General features: G+C 34.4%; 11 protein-coding genes and 8 pseudogenes. 6 read left to right on the top strand and 13 right to left on the bottom strand.

Annotation, left to right across the window (positions count from 1 at the left end; genetic code table 11):
• Window positions 1-41: 41 nt before the first annotated feature.
• From I6L50_RS31820 to I6L50_RS31810, 3 genes are all read right to left on the bottom strand, one after another.
• Window positions 42-1,826: an ABC transporter ATP-binding protein gene (locus I6L50_RS31820; protein WP_219304196.1), complete on the bottom strand. Its 1,785-nt coding sequence runs from the start codon at window positions 1,824-1,826 to the stop codon at window positions 42-44.
• Entirely contained in the window at window positions 1,819-3,573 is a 1,755-nt protein-coding gene (locus I6L50_RS31815) for an ABC transporter ATP-binding protein (RefSeq protein WP_257475477.1), read from the bottom strand. Before I6L50_RS31815 ends, I6L50_RS31820 begins: the two co-directional genes overlap by 8 nt.
• Before the next feature lie 714 nt (window positions 3,574-4,287).
• A complete protein-coding gene (locus I6L50_RS31810) occupies window positions 4,288-5,106 on the bottom strand; it encodes a 5'-nucleotidase, lipoprotein e(P4) family (RefSeq protein ID WP_219304195.1) in 819 nt (272 codons plus the stop codon).
• A 685-nt stretch (window positions 5,107-5,791) separates the two neighbouring features.
• Between I6L50_RS31810 and I6L50_RS31805 the strand changes: the two genes are divergently transcribed.
• From I6L50_RS31805 to I6L50_RS31790, 4 genes and pseudogenes are all read left to right on the top strand, one after another.
• Entirely contained in the window at window positions 5,792-6,052 is a 261-nt protein-coding gene (locus I6L50_RS31805) for a hypothetical protein (protein WP_219304194.1), read from the top strand.
• 165 nt (window positions 6,053-6,217) lie between these two features.
• Window positions 6,218-6,934: pseudogene (locus tag I6L50_RS31800) on the top strand (5'-nucleotidase, lipoprotein e(P4) family); the annotation flags it as partial.
• Window positions 6,935-7,685: 751 nt separating this feature from the next.
• A pseudogene (locus tag I6L50_RS31795) lies at window positions 7,686-8,803 on the top strand (Ger(x)C family spore germination protein).
• 87 nt (window positions 8,804-8,890) lie between these two features.
• Window positions 8,891-9,013: pseudogene (locus tag I6L50_RS31790) on the top strand (GerAB/ArcD/ProY family transporter); the annotation flags it as partial.
• An 82-nt stretch (window positions 9,014-9,095) separates the two neighbouring features.
• On the opposite strand, the pseudogene I6L50_RS31785 reads toward I6L50_RS31790, so the two are convergent.
• From I6L50_RS31785 to I6L50_RS31775, 4 genes and pseudogenes are all read right to left on the bottom strand, one after another.
• Window positions 9,096-10,111: pseudogene (locus I6L50_RS31785) on the bottom strand (IS3 family transposase).
• The gene (locus I6L50_RS35240; RefSeq protein ID WP_257475476.1) at window positions 10,112-10,378 is read right to left on the bottom strand and encodes a hypothetical protein; all 267 of its coding nucleotides are present in this window, start codon (window positions 10,376-10,378) and stop codon (window positions 10,112-10,114) included.
• Between the two features lie 407 nt (window positions 10,379-10,785).
• Window positions 10,786-11,601 (bottom strand): 5'-nucleotidase, lipoprotein e(P4) family, encoded by an 816-nt coding sequence (locus I6L50_RS31780; RefSeq protein ID WP_219304192.1) that lies wholly within the window; start codon window positions 11,599-11,601, stop codon window positions 10,786-10,788.
• A gap of 182 nt (window positions 11,602-11,783) precedes the next feature.
• Window positions 11,784-11,939, bottom strand: a complete 156-nt coding sequence (locus I6L50_RS31775) for a hypothetical protein (RefSeq protein WP_219304191.1) — start codon at window positions 11,937-11,939, stop codon at window positions 11,784-11,786.
• A 296-nt stretch (window positions 11,940-12,235) separates the two neighbouring features.
• Between I6L50_RS31775 and I6L50_RS31770 the strand changes: the two genes are divergently transcribed.
• On the top strand, window positions 12,236-12,427 hold the full coding sequence (locus tag I6L50_RS31770; RefSeq protein WP_219304190.1) for a hypothetical protein: 192 nt from the start codon (window positions 12,236-12,238) through the stop codon (window positions 12,425-12,427).
• A gap of 14 nt (window positions 12,428-12,441) precedes the next feature.
• Here I6L50_RS31770 and I6L50_RS31765 read toward each other — a convergent pair.
• Both I6L50_RS31765 and I6L50_RS35235 read right to left on the bottom strand, forming a co-directional pair.
• Window positions 12,442-13,118, bottom strand: a pseudogene (locus I6L50_RS31765) (IS6 family transposase).
• A 66-nt stretch (window positions 13,119-13,184) separates the two neighbouring features.
• Window positions 13,185-13,605: pseudogene (locus I6L50_RS35235) on the bottom strand (transposase); the annotation flags it as partial.
• On the opposite strand from I6L50_RS35235, the pseudogene I6L50_RS31750 reads away from it, so the two are divergent.
• Window positions 13,604-13,867 (top strand): annotated as a pseudogene (locus I6L50_RS31750) (ABC transporter permease); the annotation flags it as partial. The pseudogenes I6L50_RS35235 and I6L50_RS31750 overlap by 2 nt on opposite strands.
• Window positions 13,868-13,985: 118 nt before the next feature.
• Here I6L50_RS31750 and I6L50_RS36060 read toward each other — a convergent pair.
• From I6L50_RS36060 to I6L50_RS31735, 4 genes and pseudogenes are all read right to left on the bottom strand, one after another.
• Window positions 13,986-14,069 (bottom strand): annotated as a pseudogene (locus I6L50_RS36060) (IS6 family transposase); the annotation flags it as partial.
• Between the two features lie 117 nt (window positions 14,070-14,186).
• Window positions 14,187-15,305 (bottom strand): Ger(x)C family spore germination protein, encoded by a 1,119-nt coding sequence (locus I6L50_RS31745; RefSeq protein ID WP_219304187.1) that lies wholly within the window; start codon window positions 15,303-15,305, stop codon window positions 14,187-14,189.
• Window positions 15,302-16,408 carry a GerAB/ArcD/ProY family transporter gene (locus I6L50_RS31740; protein WP_219304186.1) on the bottom strand — a complete coding sequence of 369 codons (1,107 nt, stop codon included), beginning with the start codon at window positions 16,406-16,408 and terminating at the stop codon, window positions 15,302-15,304. Before I6L50_RS31740 ends, I6L50_RS31745 begins: the two co-directional genes overlap by 4 nt.
• Window positions 16,405-17,919: a spore germination protein gene (locus I6L50_RS31735; RefSeq protein ID WP_219304185.1), complete on the bottom strand. Its 1,515-nt coding sequence runs from the start codon at window positions 17,917-17,919 to the stop codon at window positions 16,405-16,407. Before I6L50_RS31735 ends, I6L50_RS31740 begins: the two co-directional genes overlap by 4 nt.
• Window positions 17,920-18,137: the final 218 nt, after the last annotated feature.

Below are 18,137 nucleotides of genomic sequence, written 5' to 3'. Positions count from 1 at the left end.
GATTTTTTCTAATAGAAAAAATCGTATTTTTAATGTATTTATCAAATCTCAAACTGTTTTGTATATAATTGGAAATAAAGGCTTTTTTTCTCCATAAGAGATATATGATCTCCTCTTTCAAAGATTCGTCCATCCTTAATGACCAATATTTGATCTGCTTTTTCAATCGTTTTCAGTCGATGAGCAATAACAAAACTTGTTCGTCCTCTCATTAAATTATTTAACCCAGCTTGTATCTGTAATTCAGTCCTTGTATCAATATTTGAGGTCGCTTCATCAAGAATTAAAATGTCTGCATTAACTAAAATTGCTCGTGCAATAGCTATAAGCTGTTTTTGCCCGTAACTTAGATTTGAGCCTTCTGAAGTAATTTTCGTTTCATATTGATGAGACAAATGCTTTATAAAGTCATGTGCGGAAGCTGCTTGTGCAGCCGCCACTACCTCTTCATTACTTGCATTTAAACGTCCGTACCTAATATTTTCCATAATGGTCCCAGCAAATAAATAAGTATCTTGTAAAACAACGCCTATTTTACTTCGTAAAGAACTAATATCATAATCCTTTATATCTCTACCATCAATTCGAATATGCCCCTTTTGAATATCATAAAACCTTGTTAACAAATTAATAATTGTTGTTTTACCAGACCCAGTTGGGCCAACCAATGCAATCGTCTGTCCTGGAGTTGCTTGCAAATTTATATCTTTTAAAATTTCTTTTTCACTCTTATATCCAAAAGTAACATGATCAAACGTAACATTTCCTTGTAACTTTCGAATCATAATAGCGTCTGCTTTATTCTGAATTTCTGGCGTCTCATCCATAATCTCAAAAATACGTTCTCCGCCAGCCACCGCTGCTTGGATGGTGTTCATAAGCGTAGCCAATTGTCTAAGTGGTCTTGAAAATTGACGAGAATAGTTAATAAATGCAGTAATAATACCCACTGTTGTCATACCATTTAAGACCATAATCGCGCCTGCTCCTATAACAATCCCGACTCCTAAATTATTTATAAAGTTCATAATTGGATAAATGAATGCTGAAAATGTATCTGATTTTGTAACGGATATTCTAAGTCGTTCATTAATTTTATTGAAGTTATTCAGAATTTCTTTTTGTTTTCCATACAATGTGATAACATCAGCTCCTGCAATGGATTCTTCAATAAAACCGTTCATATCTCCTAAATCTTTTTGACGCTTTCGGAAATTCGTGCTACTGTAGGTCACCAATCTTTTAGTAATGAAAAACATAATAGGTACTGGAATTACAGTTATAATCGCTAAAATCCAATCTATTGAGAACATTGTAATGGTTACCCCTACTATAGTTAACACAGATGAAATAATTTGCACTACACTTTGCGTTAAAGCTTGCTCTAGATTATCAATGTCATTTGTAATACGACTCATTAAATCCCCATTAGAATGTATATCAAAAAAACGAAGGGATAGTTGGTGTATTTTCCTGAAAAGATCTTGCCGTATTTTCCGAATCGTCTTTAATGCAATATTAACCATGATAAATGTCTGCAACCATGTTAAAAATGTCGTTATACTAAATATCACAATCAGCAACCAGCACATCTGTACGGTTCCATTTAGATCCTTTGACAGGATATATTTATCTACAATGATCCCCATATAATATGGACTAAGTAAACTGAGTAATGTTGTGAGTAATACAAGAATTATAACGCATATAAGAGATGTTTTTTGATAACCGAGGTAGTTCCATATTCGGAGGACAGTCGTAAATTTTTTTACCTGTGTATTATTACGTTGGCCTTTCTGTTTTAATAACTTTTGAAATTTAACCATGATGTATCCCGCCTTTTTGCTGCAAGTGTCCTCCTTGAGAGATATAAATTTCCTGATAAACTTTACAAGTTTCTAATAAAGTATCATGTGTTCCGTTTCCCACCAATTCTCCATTATCTAAGACAAGAATCTTATCGGCATCTAAAATCGACGATATTTTAGATGCAATCAAGAATATCGTCGTACCTCGATGTTCTTTTCTTAATGATTTTTGTATCATAGCTTCTGCGTTGGCATCCACTGCTGATGTAGAAGAATCTAATATAAGAATAGGGGGTTTCCTTACAAGCGCTCTTGCAATGGACAGACGTTGTTTTTGCCCACCAGATAGATTTATAGCACCTTGTGCTAATTTAAATTGATATTTATTTTCAAACGTATTAATAAATTCTATAGCACAAGAAGAAGTAGTAGCCATTTCTAATTCATCATAATTCGCATCTTCTTTACCGTAATGTAAATTTTCTTCGATACTTCCTGAAAAGAGAAGGGATTTTTGTGGCACAAATCCAATTGAGGCGCGAAGTTTATGCAAATCATACATTTTTATATTTACCCCATCTATACATATTTCACCTTGATCCACATCATAAAGACGCGGTAATAATTTAACCAATGTGGATTTTCCACTTCCTGTAGCTCCAATAACTCCAACTATTTCACCTTTACGCACGTTAAATGATACATTTTTTAAGACATATTCATTATTCTTCGTATAGCTATAACTAACTTGTTTGAATTCAATATTTCCATCTACTTCTTCTGGATTATACGGATTCATGTTATTTATAATATCAGCTTCAGTATTTAATATTTGTTGTACACGATCAGCAGATGTGATGGCGCGCACAAGTAAGGTGAATACGATACTAATGGATATTAGTGACGTTAAAATAATATTTAAATAGTTAATAAAGGCCAAAATGGCTCCTACTTGAATCGTGTTATTAAATACTTTTTCGCCACCAATCCATAATGCTGCTACAATACCACCATTTACAATAATTAATATCATTGGCATCATCAAAGAAATGATTTGTACCGCACGAATATTAATTTTTGTTAAACCTTTATTAACTTTCTCAAACTGGGAAATTTCATAGTTTTGTCTTCCATATGCTTTTATCACACGTATACCAGACAAGTTTTCCTGTAACTTGGTATTTACTTTATCTAACGCTTCTTGTGTACGTCTAAATGAACGGCTTGCTTGAGTTGAAATAAGGACAATTATCAGTAATAAAATCGGCATCACGACCATTAGAATCTGAAACAAACCTCTTGCAGTTATAAAGACAAGAATGATGCTCCCTATACATAATAAAGGCCCTCGCACAAGTACCCGTAATGTCATCTTCATCGCAGATTGAATAGTTGTAATGTCATTTGTCACGATTGTTAATAATTTTCCTATTCCAAATGAATCGCGGTTTTTACTAGAGAATGTTTCAATTTTTTTAAACACATCTTTTCTGACGTCTGTAGCAAAATTAACTGCGGTTTTTGTAGAATACACCATACATCCAAGTCCGCTAACTAATCCAATTGCTGCGGCAGCTACCACAAGAAGGCCCATTTTTATTACGTAATGAAAGTCTTTATTAGCAATGCCAATATCGATAATACGTTGCATAATTGTTGGTTGAATTAAATCCATTGAAACTTCAAGTACCATCAATAAAGGTCCTATAATAGCCACAAACATATATGGTTTTACATACTGTAACAAATTGTACAAAGGTCTCATATTTCTCCCCCTTCTATCGAAACAAACTATATATAAAGATGTTAAATTATATATTTTTTTATTTTGCAAATTTTTTGTAAGATTCAATTCTGCTAACTGAAAAATTAAGTAAATCGGAACTAACGGGTCTCTCATGAAGTACTTACCTTATGATGGCTATATCTCTGCTTAAACTACATAACTTATGAAAAATCCTCCCCTACAAAGAGTAATTAGCTTGCAGGGGGAGTGTGGTTTATTGCATTTTTATGTCAGAGTAGGTCCTGTGACATTTTTATTTTTCGTAAAACATTCATACGTGCAATAGTTGAACTACTCACGACTTAACATCCTTGCAGGCTGTTTGAAGTAGGAGATTCCTAAGTCTAGCAAGGCCTAACCGCTTCTAATTCAATAAGGCTACCCCCGTACAGTTAAGTGATGAATTGCTTCTCCCTAAGATTGAGCACTGCGTTTTATTCTCTATTGTGATATATACCACAAAAAGGACAATTCTACTCACCAATGGTGAAATTTTGTAACACCTTTGTGTTTGTATTCACCATTGAAACATAGTGGGTTGGAAGCAAATATTTTAGATACCAAAACTACTTGTTTGCCGTATCACTTTTGCGTAGCAAAACATGGTATAATTTCTTCCTAGTCATGTAAAAGACTCTCAAACGACCGTCCGCAGAAAAGAGAATACATATGAGGTGGGAGTAGCCAATTCTTCTACTTGTTGACTTTAAATGCACGTAATGTATTGTGACGAATTTTACTCTTATCCGCATCAGACTTCTTAGAATCATACTGATACAAAGCGTATTCCCAATCTCCATACATTGGATTTGGGAATATAATAAACTTGTCACCGAAAAAATCCTTCATTTCTTCTACAGTTTGATTTCTATCCTGTACAGATTTATTATCAAATCCCGTAAAATCAGATAGATTATCCCCAAAGAACAATATGATATCATGTTGCATAGCTATTTGTTTTTGGCGTCCTTCTTTCCCTTTTTCATTTTTATCTTTACGCAATAAAACATGTTCTTTATCTGCTTGTGGAATACCTAATTGTCTTAAATTTTGTAGAGTAGGATCTAATTGATCTTGTTTTCGATTCGAAATATAATAAATTGCCACACCTTTATCATTTACATACTTCAAAAATGAAACCGCTCCGGGTAAAGCTTCTGCTTTGGCTTGTTGAAACCATTCCTTTATTTTATAAGGAGAACTTTTTCCTTCTGCTATAGTCATGGCTTGATATGGACTATTATCCACGACCGTTTCATCTAAATCTAAAACAATGGCAGCCTTTTTCTCCGTACCTTTGGCAAGTGCTGCGTCTAATTTCATCTTTCCGATATTATATCCTTGATGATAGAGTGCCTTTGCTTCCCCAGCTGTTTGATACCAAACATTTGCTGTGACTTGTTCTTCGGTTAATGGAGCCTTTGTGGCGTTGGGTTCTTGAGACACCTGACAACCTAGTAATGAGAAAGAAAATATGATGGATACTAAACCCCTTTTAATAAATTGACTCATGCTTCTGTAAACCTCCTAAACGTATGGTTATTTAATAAAAAATTGATGTTATTAACCTATTTTTTATTAACATGCTCTTTAACTTTGTTTTTATTACAAAAATAGGGGTTCGGGTGCAAAGTTTTTTAATCGAAGTTTGCAACCGAACCAACAAAAGCAATCTGTATGACAAGCCATGAACTAGTTCATAGCAACTGGAACAGGTCTTTGGAATATCGTTACTTAATAAGAGAATGTTCTCTCTTATTAACATTTGTTCTTTTTCATGTTTTCGAACTAGACTGAGGGATTACAAATGAAGAAGAAAAAAGTTAGATTGATTCATTTTTATAATAAAACATATAGATTAAACAACTTATGAGTCAAAAGTGTCCCTATTGAAAAAAATGAAGCGCTTACTATCGAGAGGAATCCATTATACAATGTATTCGTACATATTCTATTTATAGAAGTGATGAATTTGAAACGTATTATGGGTATACTTTCAACGGTATTCGTAACTGGAGGATTACTTGTGCCTACGATTGATGCACGAGCTTCTACTGTACAAACTGAGGTGTCAACTCAACAGGAAATGTCACAAAACTGGCAACGCCCGGACCGCTTTGATTACATGGTAGAATTACAACGGGGCCAAAGTTCTAGTCAGTCACCTATTTTTAATTTGGACGAAAGATGAAATCATGTGCAATTTAAAATCATGAATGAGTCAAGGTTCAGTAATTTAGCGTACAAATTATACAAAATGCAAATAAATGACAGAGTCCCTGATAGAGCCGTGGTAATTGAACGGGGTACAGTTGATAGGAATGCACCAAAAATGTTTTATGAAAGATTCCAAAGAGGAGATTATTATGTAGAATTAGAGTGTGATCGAGACGGACATGGCAGACCAGCTCGTGACAAATGTGAAGGAAGTGCATTTAGCACTATCCTTGGAAGATAGTGCTATCGTATAAATCAAGTGAAAGAAAAGAACAAACAGACTTTTCACGGTTTGTTCTTTTTTTAATTTTTATATGATTTTCTCCGAAATACCGCAAACTGAGTTGTGGTGCTTCTCGTTTATAAAAGTCAGTCACTACCAACACAGCCGAAACAACCATCTTCACTAACCGAACAACAAGTTATGGCCGATGCTTGGTATCAAACGGCTGGTGAAGTCAAAGCGCTCTATCATCAAGGATATAATATCGGAAAGATGAAATTAGACGCAGCACTTGCCAAAGGTACGGAGAAAAAAGCTGCCATTGTTTTAGATTTAGATGAAACGGTCGTGGATAATAGTCCATATCAAGCCATGACAGTGAAAACAGGAAAAGGATATCCCTATAAATGGGAAGAATGGATTCAACAAGCGAAAGCAGAAGCTCTTCCTGGTGTCGTTTCTTTTTTACGATATGCAAATGAAAAAGGGGTATCGATTTACTACATTTCCAATCGTACACAAAATCAGTTAGACGCCACTTTGCAAAACTTACAAAAACTGAGTATCCCGCAAGCTGATAAAGAGCATGTTTTATTGCAGGGAAAAGAAGAAAAAGGGAAGGAAGAACGCAGAAAGAAAGTTGCGACAGAACATGATATTATTCTATTCTTTGGAGATAATTTATCTGATTTTACAGGATTTGATGAAAAATCTGTACAAGATAGAAAGCAAGCGGTAGAAGAGATGCACGAAGCATTTGGAGAAAAATTTATTGTGTTCCCGAATCCAATGTATGGGGATTGGGAAGCCGCTTTATATCAATACGACTTCAAAAAGTCAGATACTGAAAAAGATAAGCTCCGTAAAGATGCATTGCATGTATTTGAAGATGCGAAATAACAGAAATATCAGGACAAACAGATACATGTTTGCTATTATATTTTATAAGCTGTGGTAAGCTGTCATTTGGAAGATTGAGCGCATTCGCTCAATCTTTTTTCCTATTTTTTACTATCCCATGATTCAATTGCAACATATGACGAATGCACACTGCCTATCAAGGGGATTCCCTTGATGGTAAATTGTTGATGTATCAACTATAGAGGGCTTCTATCCCAATCTTTATATTTTAAACAAACGTTTGATTCGGCATCCTTCGTACGAAATCCATATGGATTCGTTGCAATTCGTCAATGTTTTTATATATTTTTTAAGAAAGGAACCTTCGTATGTATAAACCTAATTTCGTTGCTTTCTTACTATTCATGATCTCTTTTTTGGTTACATCATCTATGTAACCAAAAACCCGCTCTATTTGCATCCAGTCGTGTTATTGTCTATTATGTTGATTACAATTGTAGGTGTCATTTTGTTTAACGATTTTTATGATACAACTTATATGAAATATATACTTCTCATGGGATTGTTTCTGTATCTCATTCTTATATGTAGTACACTGCTAAACATCATATAAGTGTGGGTGTACAATAACATACCAATAATTTTTTTACTTGAATCCCTTTCATTGGCCCCATAGGATAGGTGACATATTTTTATTGTCTGGACGCGTCATCTTTTTGTTTTCATACATATTTATACTTCAAACAACACACGCTATTATACATACCAATTCTTAACAGAAGGAGTGTATATGAAAGCGATTCTGAAACTCATTTTTGCAGGTTTCCTTCTTTGTCTATTATGTGCGTGTGCGGAACGAAGAGAAATCGAAGAATTAGGATTTGTTGTTGGTGCTGCCTATGATCAATCATCACATGCAGCCATTAAAGGTACCTATCAAATGGTATTACCCAATACACTGAGTACATCAGAGCGTGGCACAGCTACACAAAAAAATTATATTAATTTGAGTTCTACAGGAGAAAGTATTTTTGCACATTTCCGCATGATTGCAAAAAAAATTAGTCGTCCTTTATTTTTCCCACACATACAAATCATTATTTTTTCTGAAGAAGTATTACGAACACCCTATATGTTACAAAATATTTTGGATGTATATACACGTGATGAAGCGATGAGAAGAAATATTCGGCTATTTGTGGCTAAGGGCCCTGCAGCACCTATTTTAGCTCAAAACGCAGGTCCTGAATATTTACCTGCAAAATATGTTTGGATGCTATCGGAGCATACACAAAAAAATGCACAAATGATAGAGAAAAAGCGAATTGGCGATATTCATAGTAAAATCATCGCAAAGAAAAGTTTTATCCTTCCCGTTGTATTTCGTACAAAACAAGGCGTCGAATTAAGTGGCTCTGCCTTATTTAAAGGTACCGATAATCGCTTGGTTGCAATGTTAAACGCACAAGATACTGCCGCCTTACAGTATATGACTAACTCAAAAGTAAGGGGGATTGTTACTTTCCGATGAACAAACAACGTATTACCTATGAATTTCATCGTGTACACCAACGTATGGAACTCGATGTGACAAACCCCAAGTACCCTAAGGTCGATATATATGTGAAGTTAGATGGGAAAATTGCGGAGATGCATTCCTCTCTAGCTCACCAATATTCCATGAAACAGCTCCAGCAGGTATTAGCAAACGAAATGGAAAAACAACTACAAACACAATATAAATTAGATGTCATCGGAATTGAAGACAAGTATCAACGACAAGACTTCAAAACATGGGAAAAAATAGAGAATGATTGGGAGAATGGCAAACAATATTTCTCTACCTGTCAAATTCGTATTCATGTACAGCCTCAGATTACACAATCTGGATCAACATTGCCAAAATAGTACATATAGAACTTAGCTATCATATATCTTTTATTAAGTGGATATTGTTATATGTATATCCCATACCATACAGTGGGAGTAGAAAAAATGAAGATTAACAAGGAATATCAAGTAGCTCCAATTTATGTTTTCTTTTTAATACATAGTGCACAATTTGGAGCTGGTATACTGGGATTTGCTAGAATTGTCGCCAAAAAAGCCGGCTATGATGAACTGAATCCAAAAAGTTAGACTGAAAAATTAAGCAGCTGTGGACTTGTGAACATTTTCTAGACACTAAGTTAGGTGAATATTATGAATAGGCTTTCTCAAATTCGATAGGAGAAAGATAATCTAAAGAAGAATGCATTCTTTTTGTATTGTAATACAGCTCTATATATTTAAATATTTCTTTACGAGCTTGTTCAAGTGTTTTAAATTTAGCACTTTGAATAAGCTCTCTGTTTATAGTCTTGTAAAAGGATTCCATTCATGCATTATCATAAGGGGTTCCTTTTCTACTGACACTCGAAACAGCACCATACTTTTTGAGTGTCGTTTGAAAATTACCGCTTGTATACTGAGACCCTTGGTCTGTATGAATAATTAACTCTTTTTTCGGATGTTCTTTTTTATATCCTTGTAAAAAAGCGTCTATCACGAGAGAATCTTTCATACGTGTACTCATATGGACCAGCCAATCACTTTTCTTGAGTACATATCCACAAATACCGCAAGGTATAAGGTGCCTTTTTGGGTAGGAATACAAGTAATATCACCAACCCATATTTTATTTCGTTGATCCGTCTGAAAAAATTGATTTAAGAGGTTAGGTCTTTCTATGGAAGGGAATTTCTTATTATAACGTTTATATTGATAGCGACTGCCTTTCGCATACAGTTTCATTTGACGCATCAGCTTTCCTACTCGCTTCCGGTTTACTTTGATGCCTTTCTTTTCAAGAACTTTTGTAATTCTTAAAGATCCATACCGCCCCTTATGCTCCTCAAATATTTCCTGTAGTTCCCCACTTAACACTTCTTTTTCTAGAGCTCGTTTAGAAGGTTTTCTCTGTAAATATTCATAGTAACCTAATCGCGAGATGTTTAACGTTTTACAAGCCTTCTTGATTTTATATTTGTGTTTATTTTCTTTTAAATATTGAAATCTTACACATTCTTTTTCTTCAAGAAGACCTGGAACTTTTTTAATAAATCGAGCTCTTTTCCCATATTCTTCATATTCACTTATCCAACGATATAGGGTATTAGAATGAATCGATAATTCTCTGGAAACCTCTTTTACAAACATATTTTCTTCCCGTACCAGCTAAACTGCAGCCATTTTAAATTGACGATCATAGACTTTTCTACTCATAAACTGAATCACCTTTCTTAACTTAGTGTCCAGTTTAGTGTACCATCTCCAAAAATGTCTCTGTTTTATGTGTCTATTTTCTTTAATGGCTGCATGTGATGATTGATCATAGGCAGCACCAACAACAAATCCTAATTCTTCGATTTCTCTTCGTTCCGCACACGCACATAATAGACAAAGAAGGAAACCTGCAAAAATAATTTTCAGAATCACTTTCATATACACTCCTTATGTTAAGAATTGGTATGTATAGTAGCGTGTGTGATTTGAATCGTAATTATGTAAGAGATTTATACATACAAGGATTCCTTTTTCAAAAAATGTATACAAACATTGACGAATTGTAGCGAATCTGTATGGATTTCGTACGAAGAATGCCGAATCAAACGTTTGTTTAAAACATAAAGATTGGGTAGAGGTCTGATATAGTTGATATATAAGTGATTCGTTGTCAAGGGAATTATCTTGATAGATAGTGTGTATTCGCCATATGTTTCAATTGAATCATGGGATAGTAAAAAATAGGAAAAAAGATTGAGCGAATGCGCTCAATCTTCCAAATGACAGCTTACCACAGCTTATAAAATATAATAGCAAACCTGTATCTGTTTGTCTTAATACTTCTATTATTTCGTATCTTCAAATACTTGCAATGCATCTTTACGGATTTTATCTTTTTCAGTATCTGACTTTTTGAAGTCGTATTGATATAAAGCGGATTCCCAATCCCCATACATTGGATTTGGGAACATAATAAACTTTTCTCCAAATACTTCGTGCATCTCTTCTACAGCTTGCTTTCTATCTTGTACAGATTTTTCATCAAATTCGGTAAAATCAGATAAATTATCTCCAAAGAATAAAACAATATCATATTCTGACGCAACTTTTTTTCTTCGCTCTTCCTTCCCTTTGTCTTCTTTTCCTTGCAATAAGACATGCTCTTTATCGGCTTGCGGGATATTCAGTTTCTGTAAGTTTTGTAAAGTAGCATCTAATTGACTCTGTTTGCGATTTGAGATGTAGTAGATCGTCACACCTTTTTCATTTGCATGTTGTAAAAAGGAAACAGCGCCAGGAAGAGCTTCTGCTTTCGCTTGTTGAATCCATTCGTCCCATTTATAGGGATATCCTTTTCCTGTTTTCACGGTCATAACTTGGTACGGACTATTATCCACGACCGTTTCATCTAAATCTAAAACAATGGCAGCTTTTTTCTCCGTACCTTTGGCAAGTGCTGCGTCTAATTTCATCTTTCCGATATTATATCCTTGATGATAGAGCGCTTTGACTTCACCAGCCGTTTGATACCAAGCATCGGCCATAACTTGTTGTTCGGTTAGTGAAGATGGTTGTTTCGGCTGTGTTGGTAGTGACTGACACCCTATAAGAGAAAGAGAAAAAAGTGTTAGAGCTATACTTGATTTGAAAATGGGTTTCATTGTGTATCACACTCCAATATGTATGTTTTGCATGGTATGCGCTTACTTTACGGGAATTATATTAAAAATACAATGCTCTTTTATTAGAAAAACACCTTCGGTCATTTTAAGGGCCCTTATAGGATTATGTATTTGTTTTAATTCGTTTTTTCTACCTCGTATAAATTTAAAACGTTTATTAGTCAATCTGAAGAGTTTGTTTCAAATGAGTTCGTATACAGTTGGTACACAAAACCATTCGTTTCATATAGATTGGTTGTATCAACATGATCAAAACTAAAATATATCATGATAATCAGATTATACATCTGTTGTTGTTCATTTTCATTCCTCCCCATTCAAATATCCTTTAAAGTTAACCTTACTACGTAAAAGCTTTGATATAACTTAGGTTAACTCATTTGAATCAAATAAAAGACTAGTTCAGGTAGAAACCCAAACAGAACAAATTCAATGAAAAAATTCGAACTGTATATAAATTTGGCTTTTTTTTAAATAAAAATCACAAATGTCTTTGTGTAACCATTATAATTGGTATAGAATACAAAAAAGTATTTTTCTTTCAACTTGTACAAGAAGAATCTATTGCATAGCTGTCGTCTTCCCGTAAAAAATATAGAAGAGGATTGGTATATTGAACAAATCATTTTCTAGTGGCTCTAATCAATTATTACAAGAAATCGATCAGAAAATGAGGATAATTGAGTCTATGCTTATCCTTCGTTATATTTCTGGGCATGTACCTATAGAAGAAGCATATGAGGTCCATCAAATGCTGTTAGAAGGGTTCTGTTGCAAAGTTAAAAAAATAGAGAACGGATTATAAAGTGGCGTTTGGGTTTAAGCAACCGCTACTAGTTTTTGTAGTTCATTGTACGCCGAAAAGACAGAGTCTAATTCAAGACTTCGTCTCTGTTTATATATAGCCTGAATCGTTTCAATCCCTTTTATAGTACGAGAAGCATGACGGATACTTTGGAACCCAGAAGATTTGGTAAAGCGTCGTTTTACATGTCGATGATCTTGTTCAATAAGATTATTACGATATTTGATGGTACAGTGTTTGGTATGTGTATAATAATCGTCTTTCTTCAATTTTTTGAATGCACAAAGCAAAGCCGGGGCCTTGTCTGTCGTAAGAACCGATGGTTCTCCAAAAGCTTTGACAAGTCGCTTCATAAACATATAAGCCGCTTCATGATCACGAGTTCTACGAAGTTGAATATCCAATGTATGTCCATCTCCATCAATTGCACGGTACAATCCCCTTTAACTTTGATGTAAGTCTCATCTAAATGCCAAACAGGGTGTGTCGTTTTGTTTTTCTTTTTCCAGATTTGATAAATCAAATTGCCATATTCATGAACCCAACGCATGATGGTCGTAGGATGAACGGATATGCCACGTTCTTTCAAGAGTTCAGAAATATCACGATAGCTTAAAGAAAAACGACAATAATAGCCGACGGCTACCAAAATAATGTCTCTCTCGAATTGTTTTCCTTTAAAATATCCCATATGTTATGCTCCTCACCTCATTTTTTCTACAGTCTAGCTCAGTTCCAAAAACTTTGCAACAGAACCTACAGCGATATGACGTTTGATTCCTGACACTTTCTTTCCAGCATCATAACCCTTTTTTCCAGCTATCCATGTGTTTTTCACGCTTTGTGCATCTACGATGCAGAAACTTGTCTGATTCTTACGTCCATCTTGCTCACGGTAGGTTTCAACCAATTTTTTTATGCACTTTTTCGAGAAGACTTATGTCATTCTCGTCTACTTTCCGCCAAATCTGATAGTAAAAATAAACTGTTTGCCAGTTTGGAAAATCACTTGGTAGATTACGCCATTGGCATCCTGTGGTAAGTACGTATAGCACACCGCAGAATACCTCATATAAATCAACTGTGCGTGGACGCGTCCTTTTTCGTGCGTTTTCCAAATCTTCTCGAATGAGTTCAAACTGTTCACGTGAAACGTTACTTGTATAATTATGTATCATAGGCGCAACGCAAGGGAAAATATTAATACAATTTTTAATCGAGTCTTGCATTTTAACGGGTCTTTGTGGATTCATTGGATTTATATTGGGCGTGCTTTTTGCTTGGATTGTTTCGTTTTTTGCAGAATGGCCTCTTGTTATTTCAATCGGTTTAAGACTTACTGCCGTGTGCGTGTCTATGTTCATTGGTATCTTATTTGGTTACCTCCCAGCGAATAAAGCGGCAAGATTAGAGCCAATCGAATGTTTACAATATGAGTAGAAGAAAAAAGGGCCTGTCGATTAAATGTAAGGGAGCATATCAAAAAAGGTTATGTTACAAAGTTGGACAAAACATAAATCTGTTTACAACATTCGGTCATCGTTTAATAAATTCTGAATCATTGCTGTAATTCTTTGTATGTCGAAAAAGAGAAGTCTGGCATATGACTGCTCTTTTGTTTGTATATAGCATGAATTGTTTCTCTTTAAAATATCCCATTTTGGATGCTCCTCACTTTGTTTTGCAAAAGTTTAGCTTACTTTCAAAGACTTTGCAACAGAACCCGATTTTACTACTATTTTATCTTCGGACAAAAATTTTAATTAAATACCCCATGTTTTAAAATCTCTACCTTAACTTCAGGTTTGAATTTTAAATTTGGATAAACTTGCTTCCAATTTATGTGCTTCCATGTTTCATTATGATAGGCAATTATATATTTTCCGATTCCTAAAATATCAGAATTAGCCTCCTGAGTTTTTTGCAAAACGCCCCGAATCTGCTGTGTTAGTTGCCTTGAAATTTCTTGATTGAGCTTTTTAATTCTTTTCATGTCATATACATGTTTCTCTGGATCTTCAACGATTTCAATTTTTAAATCAAGTAATGGATTTATCGCAAGGTTATTTAAATCGCTTGTATTTATTTTAAAATGGCGCTTAGATTTGATTACATTTATTGTGATATAATTTTTCATTTCAGGATGTTTATTCTGGTGGATTTTAAGCGTGATTACTGCTCTTTCGGCTTTTTGATTAGCCATAAGGAGGTAAAGGGTGGATTCTTGGCGAGTTAAATGATGCCCTGTATAATGTTCGCCATTAAACATAGCCAATCCTTGGATTTTAACCTTGTTTTGTTGCGTTTTTAAAAGGGGTAAAACCAAATCTACCCCTGGATTATATATATGTGAAATAAGCGGTTTATTTGGTTTTGCTATAATTGTTGCTTCTTGAGCATTTACTATTAAATCCATTAAATAGCTATCCATTGTTTTTGGTTCATTTGTTTTAATCTGCAGCATCTTATGTGCAGTTCCTTCTACAACCGCAACGTTTGATAGAAGAGAACTTTTTTGATCTCTATAAAAAACATCAAGGGCCGGATAAATATCCATTTTCGCATATTTTTCCCCAAATAAAACGATTTTTAATTGTGCAGGATCGAAGCGTTTCGAAACGGCATTATTAATTTTATCACGTGTCTCGTGCGCGGTATTTCCAATTTCTGATATAATTTGACTCTTTTTTGATTGCATTCCGCTTTCACTTGCTGAAAAGAGGGGAAGGATAACGGTTTCTAATAATTTTTCATCCGTAGTTAAATCATATCCAACCCCCATTACTAATTTTGCATCTTTTAATAACTTTTGATCCCAACAGCCTGTTAAGAGCATAAGGAAAACTCCATATATTAACACCGACTTTAATGATTTCATGACCGAATCTCCCTTTTAGGTTCTTGTTTTCCTTGCAGAAATGATAGTATCAAAAGAATTCCAGGGAGAATTAAAAAGAATATTGGGCTTGCCAATGCGTAGTATTGACGGATACTATTGATGGATTCTTTGTTTTGCGGGACAATAAGGGTAATTAAAAAAATAAACACTGCTGCATAGGGAACAAATTTAGACTGTGTGGTTCTCTTAAATAAATTCGCAAGTCCGTTTGCTGCTATATATAAATTTATTATAAGGGATGTGGCAATAGAGACTGTCCAAATTGAAAAAAATAACAAATCCGTTCTTTCAATAATTTGGAAGGATTGAAATTTCAATGCATATAAAATAGGTTGTGGCATAAATCGCATAATAGAGGGCCCAAAAAATGTGATACAGACTACTGCTGAGTATGCATAAAAAATAGTCACCACTCCTAAGGCCATGATAGAAACTTTGAGTTTTTGTAAAGAATTCCCCATTGAATATGGAAAAATAATCAAGATAGCTTCAAATCCTGAAAAGGCAACTGAAGACTTTGGTAAACCCTTTATAATATTTTGCAATCCGTTTTTCCCTATTGGAAGGAGATATAAAAATTCTACATCTCTTAGTACATAGGAAATTAAAAAAAATAAAACAAGAAATAAAAGAGAAACTGTTGTAAAAAAACGAGCAATCACTTTTAATTTTTTTTTGGCACAGTATACACTAATTCCTAGTATCAAAAATGTGTTAACCCAGATTGGTGTCTCAGGTAAAATCCAGATATTTAATAAATAGCTAAATGCTAACACGATACATATAGGCGTATATAGAAAAAATAAAATGTAAATAATTTTTAAAAAGCTCCCCAGGTAAAGACCAACAATCTCATTTACCATCTCAAATATAGTTAGGGTAGGGAAACGTCGGAGTAACAGCCACATAATTAAGACTCCAATTCCTATTATAAGGCCACTAAATAATATGGTAATCCAACTATCTTCTTTTGAAACGGTATATATATCATAAGGAAGGGTTAACACGCCAATTCCAGTAACAGCTTGTAGTATGACAAAAAACATTTGTGATAATGTAAGTTGGCTCTGGTTTTCTTTCATTTTTGTTTCTGTCCCTTCAAATTGGATAATTGCTGGGTTTCCTTGGGCTGTATGTCAGTTGGCCTATTACGTAACTTCCAAATTGACAATCTAACTATGGCATCCTTTAAATCTTTCCAATGAAAGGGCGCGATTGGAGAAAAATAGGGAGAACCTAATGATTCTAATGCACATAAATGAATGAATAAAATCATAAGTCCGAATACAATCCCTATAAACCCCAACCCCGCAGCTATAATCATCATTGGAAAACGTAATAGACGAACAGAAGAACTCATTTCATTCGATGGAATTACATAGGCAGCAATGGCGGTAATCGCTACAACTACAATCATAATGTTGGAGATTAACCCCGCTTTTACTACTGCATCTCCAATTACAAGCCCACCGACAATCCCTATTGTTTGGCCGATAGGAGAGGGAAGGCGTATACCAGCTTCTCGTATGAGCTCAATTGCTAATTCCATAATTAAAGCTTCAATCAAAGGAGGATAGGGTATCATTTCGATGGATCCTTTAACAGTGGTGATGAGTTCATTTGGAAGTACTTCAAAATGAAACCCAATAATCGCAATATAAATAGCCGGAAAAGTAATGGCAATCCAAAAACAAAAGATTCGAATTATGCGAATAAAAGTCCCAACATACGCCCTTGAATTGTAGTCATCTGAAGTTTGATAAAAAGCAAAAAAGTTAATAGGAACAATGAAAACAGTGGGAGAATTCTCACTAAAAATAGCGATCCTACCCTCTATCAAATTTGCACTTACTCTATCTATACGCTCTGTTTTTAACATTTGTGGAAAGGGTGACGATGTAGAATCTTCTATCAATTCCTCTAGATATCCTGGGCTAAAACCCATGTCTACTGATACATTGTTCAACCTGTGCATAACTCTATTTACTAGGTCGTTGTTTGCAATCCCCTTCATGTAAGCTACAGCGATCTTTGTATTTGTTTTTTTTCCCAAAGTAATATAGTTAATACATAAATCTATATTTTTAATGGTTTTACGGAGTAAATTTAGGTTGATGTTTATATTTTCTATAAAACCTTGATGTGAACCAGTAATCACTTTTTCACCCATTGGTTCATTTGTTGAGCGATCAAAACTAGCTGCAACATTGATAAAATAAATTTGAGGCTGACCCGATACAAATAAAATAGAATATCCGACCAACAGTTTATCAATAACATCCTGCCGGTCTTTTGATTTCTCCAAAAAATCAAATTTAAATGTATCATTCTTGTGGTGCGAAGATTCAGTCGAATGTAACGAGAATAACAACCGCTCCAATTGTTCTTTATCTATGAGGGTTTCCAAATATAGCATCGTGCAATTATGTTGCCTAATTTGAAAAGACTGTATTTTTAAGTCACTAGAATGGTTAAACAGTGTTTGTATATGTAAAATCTTATTATGTATAAAGTCTGCATCTTGATCTTGTTGAGGTATTGAGGACCTCGAAAATGTTTCTTCAAGATATCGGCGTGACCATAAATATTTCATATCATTCGCCCCTTATGTCATTATCTGTTAATGAGCTGTTTTAAAATTAGATTTTTCGAAACAGCCTACATATTTTTCACCTAAATAGTACTTCATTATTCAAATCCTTCAAAAAGTGTTTTCCATAAGATGGTTAACGGAGCATAAAAGTACAATTTTAGGTTCTGTTGCACAGATTTTGAAAGTAAGCTAAACTTTTGCAAAATAGAGTGAGGAGC

The organism is Bacillus sp. FDAARGOS_1420 (assembly GCF_019344915.1).
In the GTDB taxonomy this organism is placed as follows: domain Bacteria; phylum Bacillota; class Bacilli; order Bacillales; family Bacillaceae_G; genus Bacillus_A; species Bacillus_A mycoides.
The sequence above is the reverse complement of the archived record's forward strand: the minus strand, read 5'-3'. Positions and strand labels throughout refer to the sequence as shown.

Bases quoted from the DNA above. Each gene is read 5' to 3' on its own strand.
- I6L50_RS31820 (WP_219304196.1), bottom strand. From the start codon at position 1,826: ATGGTTAAATTTCAAAAGTTATTAAAACAGAAAGGCCAACGTAATAAT.
- I6L50_RS31815 (WP_257475477.1), bottom strand. From the start codon at position 3,573: ATGAGACCTTTGTACAATTTGTTACAGTATGTAAAACCATATATGTTT.
- I6L50_RS31780 (WP_219304192.1), bottom strand. From the start codon at position 11,601: ATGAAACCCATTTTCAAATCAAGTATAGCTCTAACACTTTTTTCTCTT.
- I6L50_RS31735 (WP_219304185.1), bottom strand. From the start codon at position 17,919: ATGAAATATTTATGGTCACGCCGATATCTTGAAGAAACATTTTCGAGG.
- I6L50_RS31810 (WP_219304195.1), bottom strand. From the start codon at position 5,106: ATGAGTCAATTTATTAAAAGGGGTTTAGTATCCATCATATTTTCTTTC.
- I6L50_RS31775 (WP_219304191.1), bottom strand. From the start codon at position 11,939: ATGGGGAGGAATGAAAATGAACAACAACAGATGTATAATCTGATTATC.
- I6L50_RS35240 (WP_257475476.1), bottom strand. From the start codon at position 10,378: ATGAAAGTGATTCTGAAAATTATTTTTGCAGGTTTCCTTCTTTGTCTA.
- I6L50_RS31745 (WP_219304187.1), bottom strand. From the start codon at position 15,305: ATGAAATCATTAAAGTCGGTGTTAATATATGGAGTTTTCCTTATGCTC.
- I6L50_RS31740 (WP_219304186.1), bottom strand. From the start codon at position 16,408: ATGAAAGAAAACCAGAGCCAACTTACATTATCACAAATGTTTTTTGTC.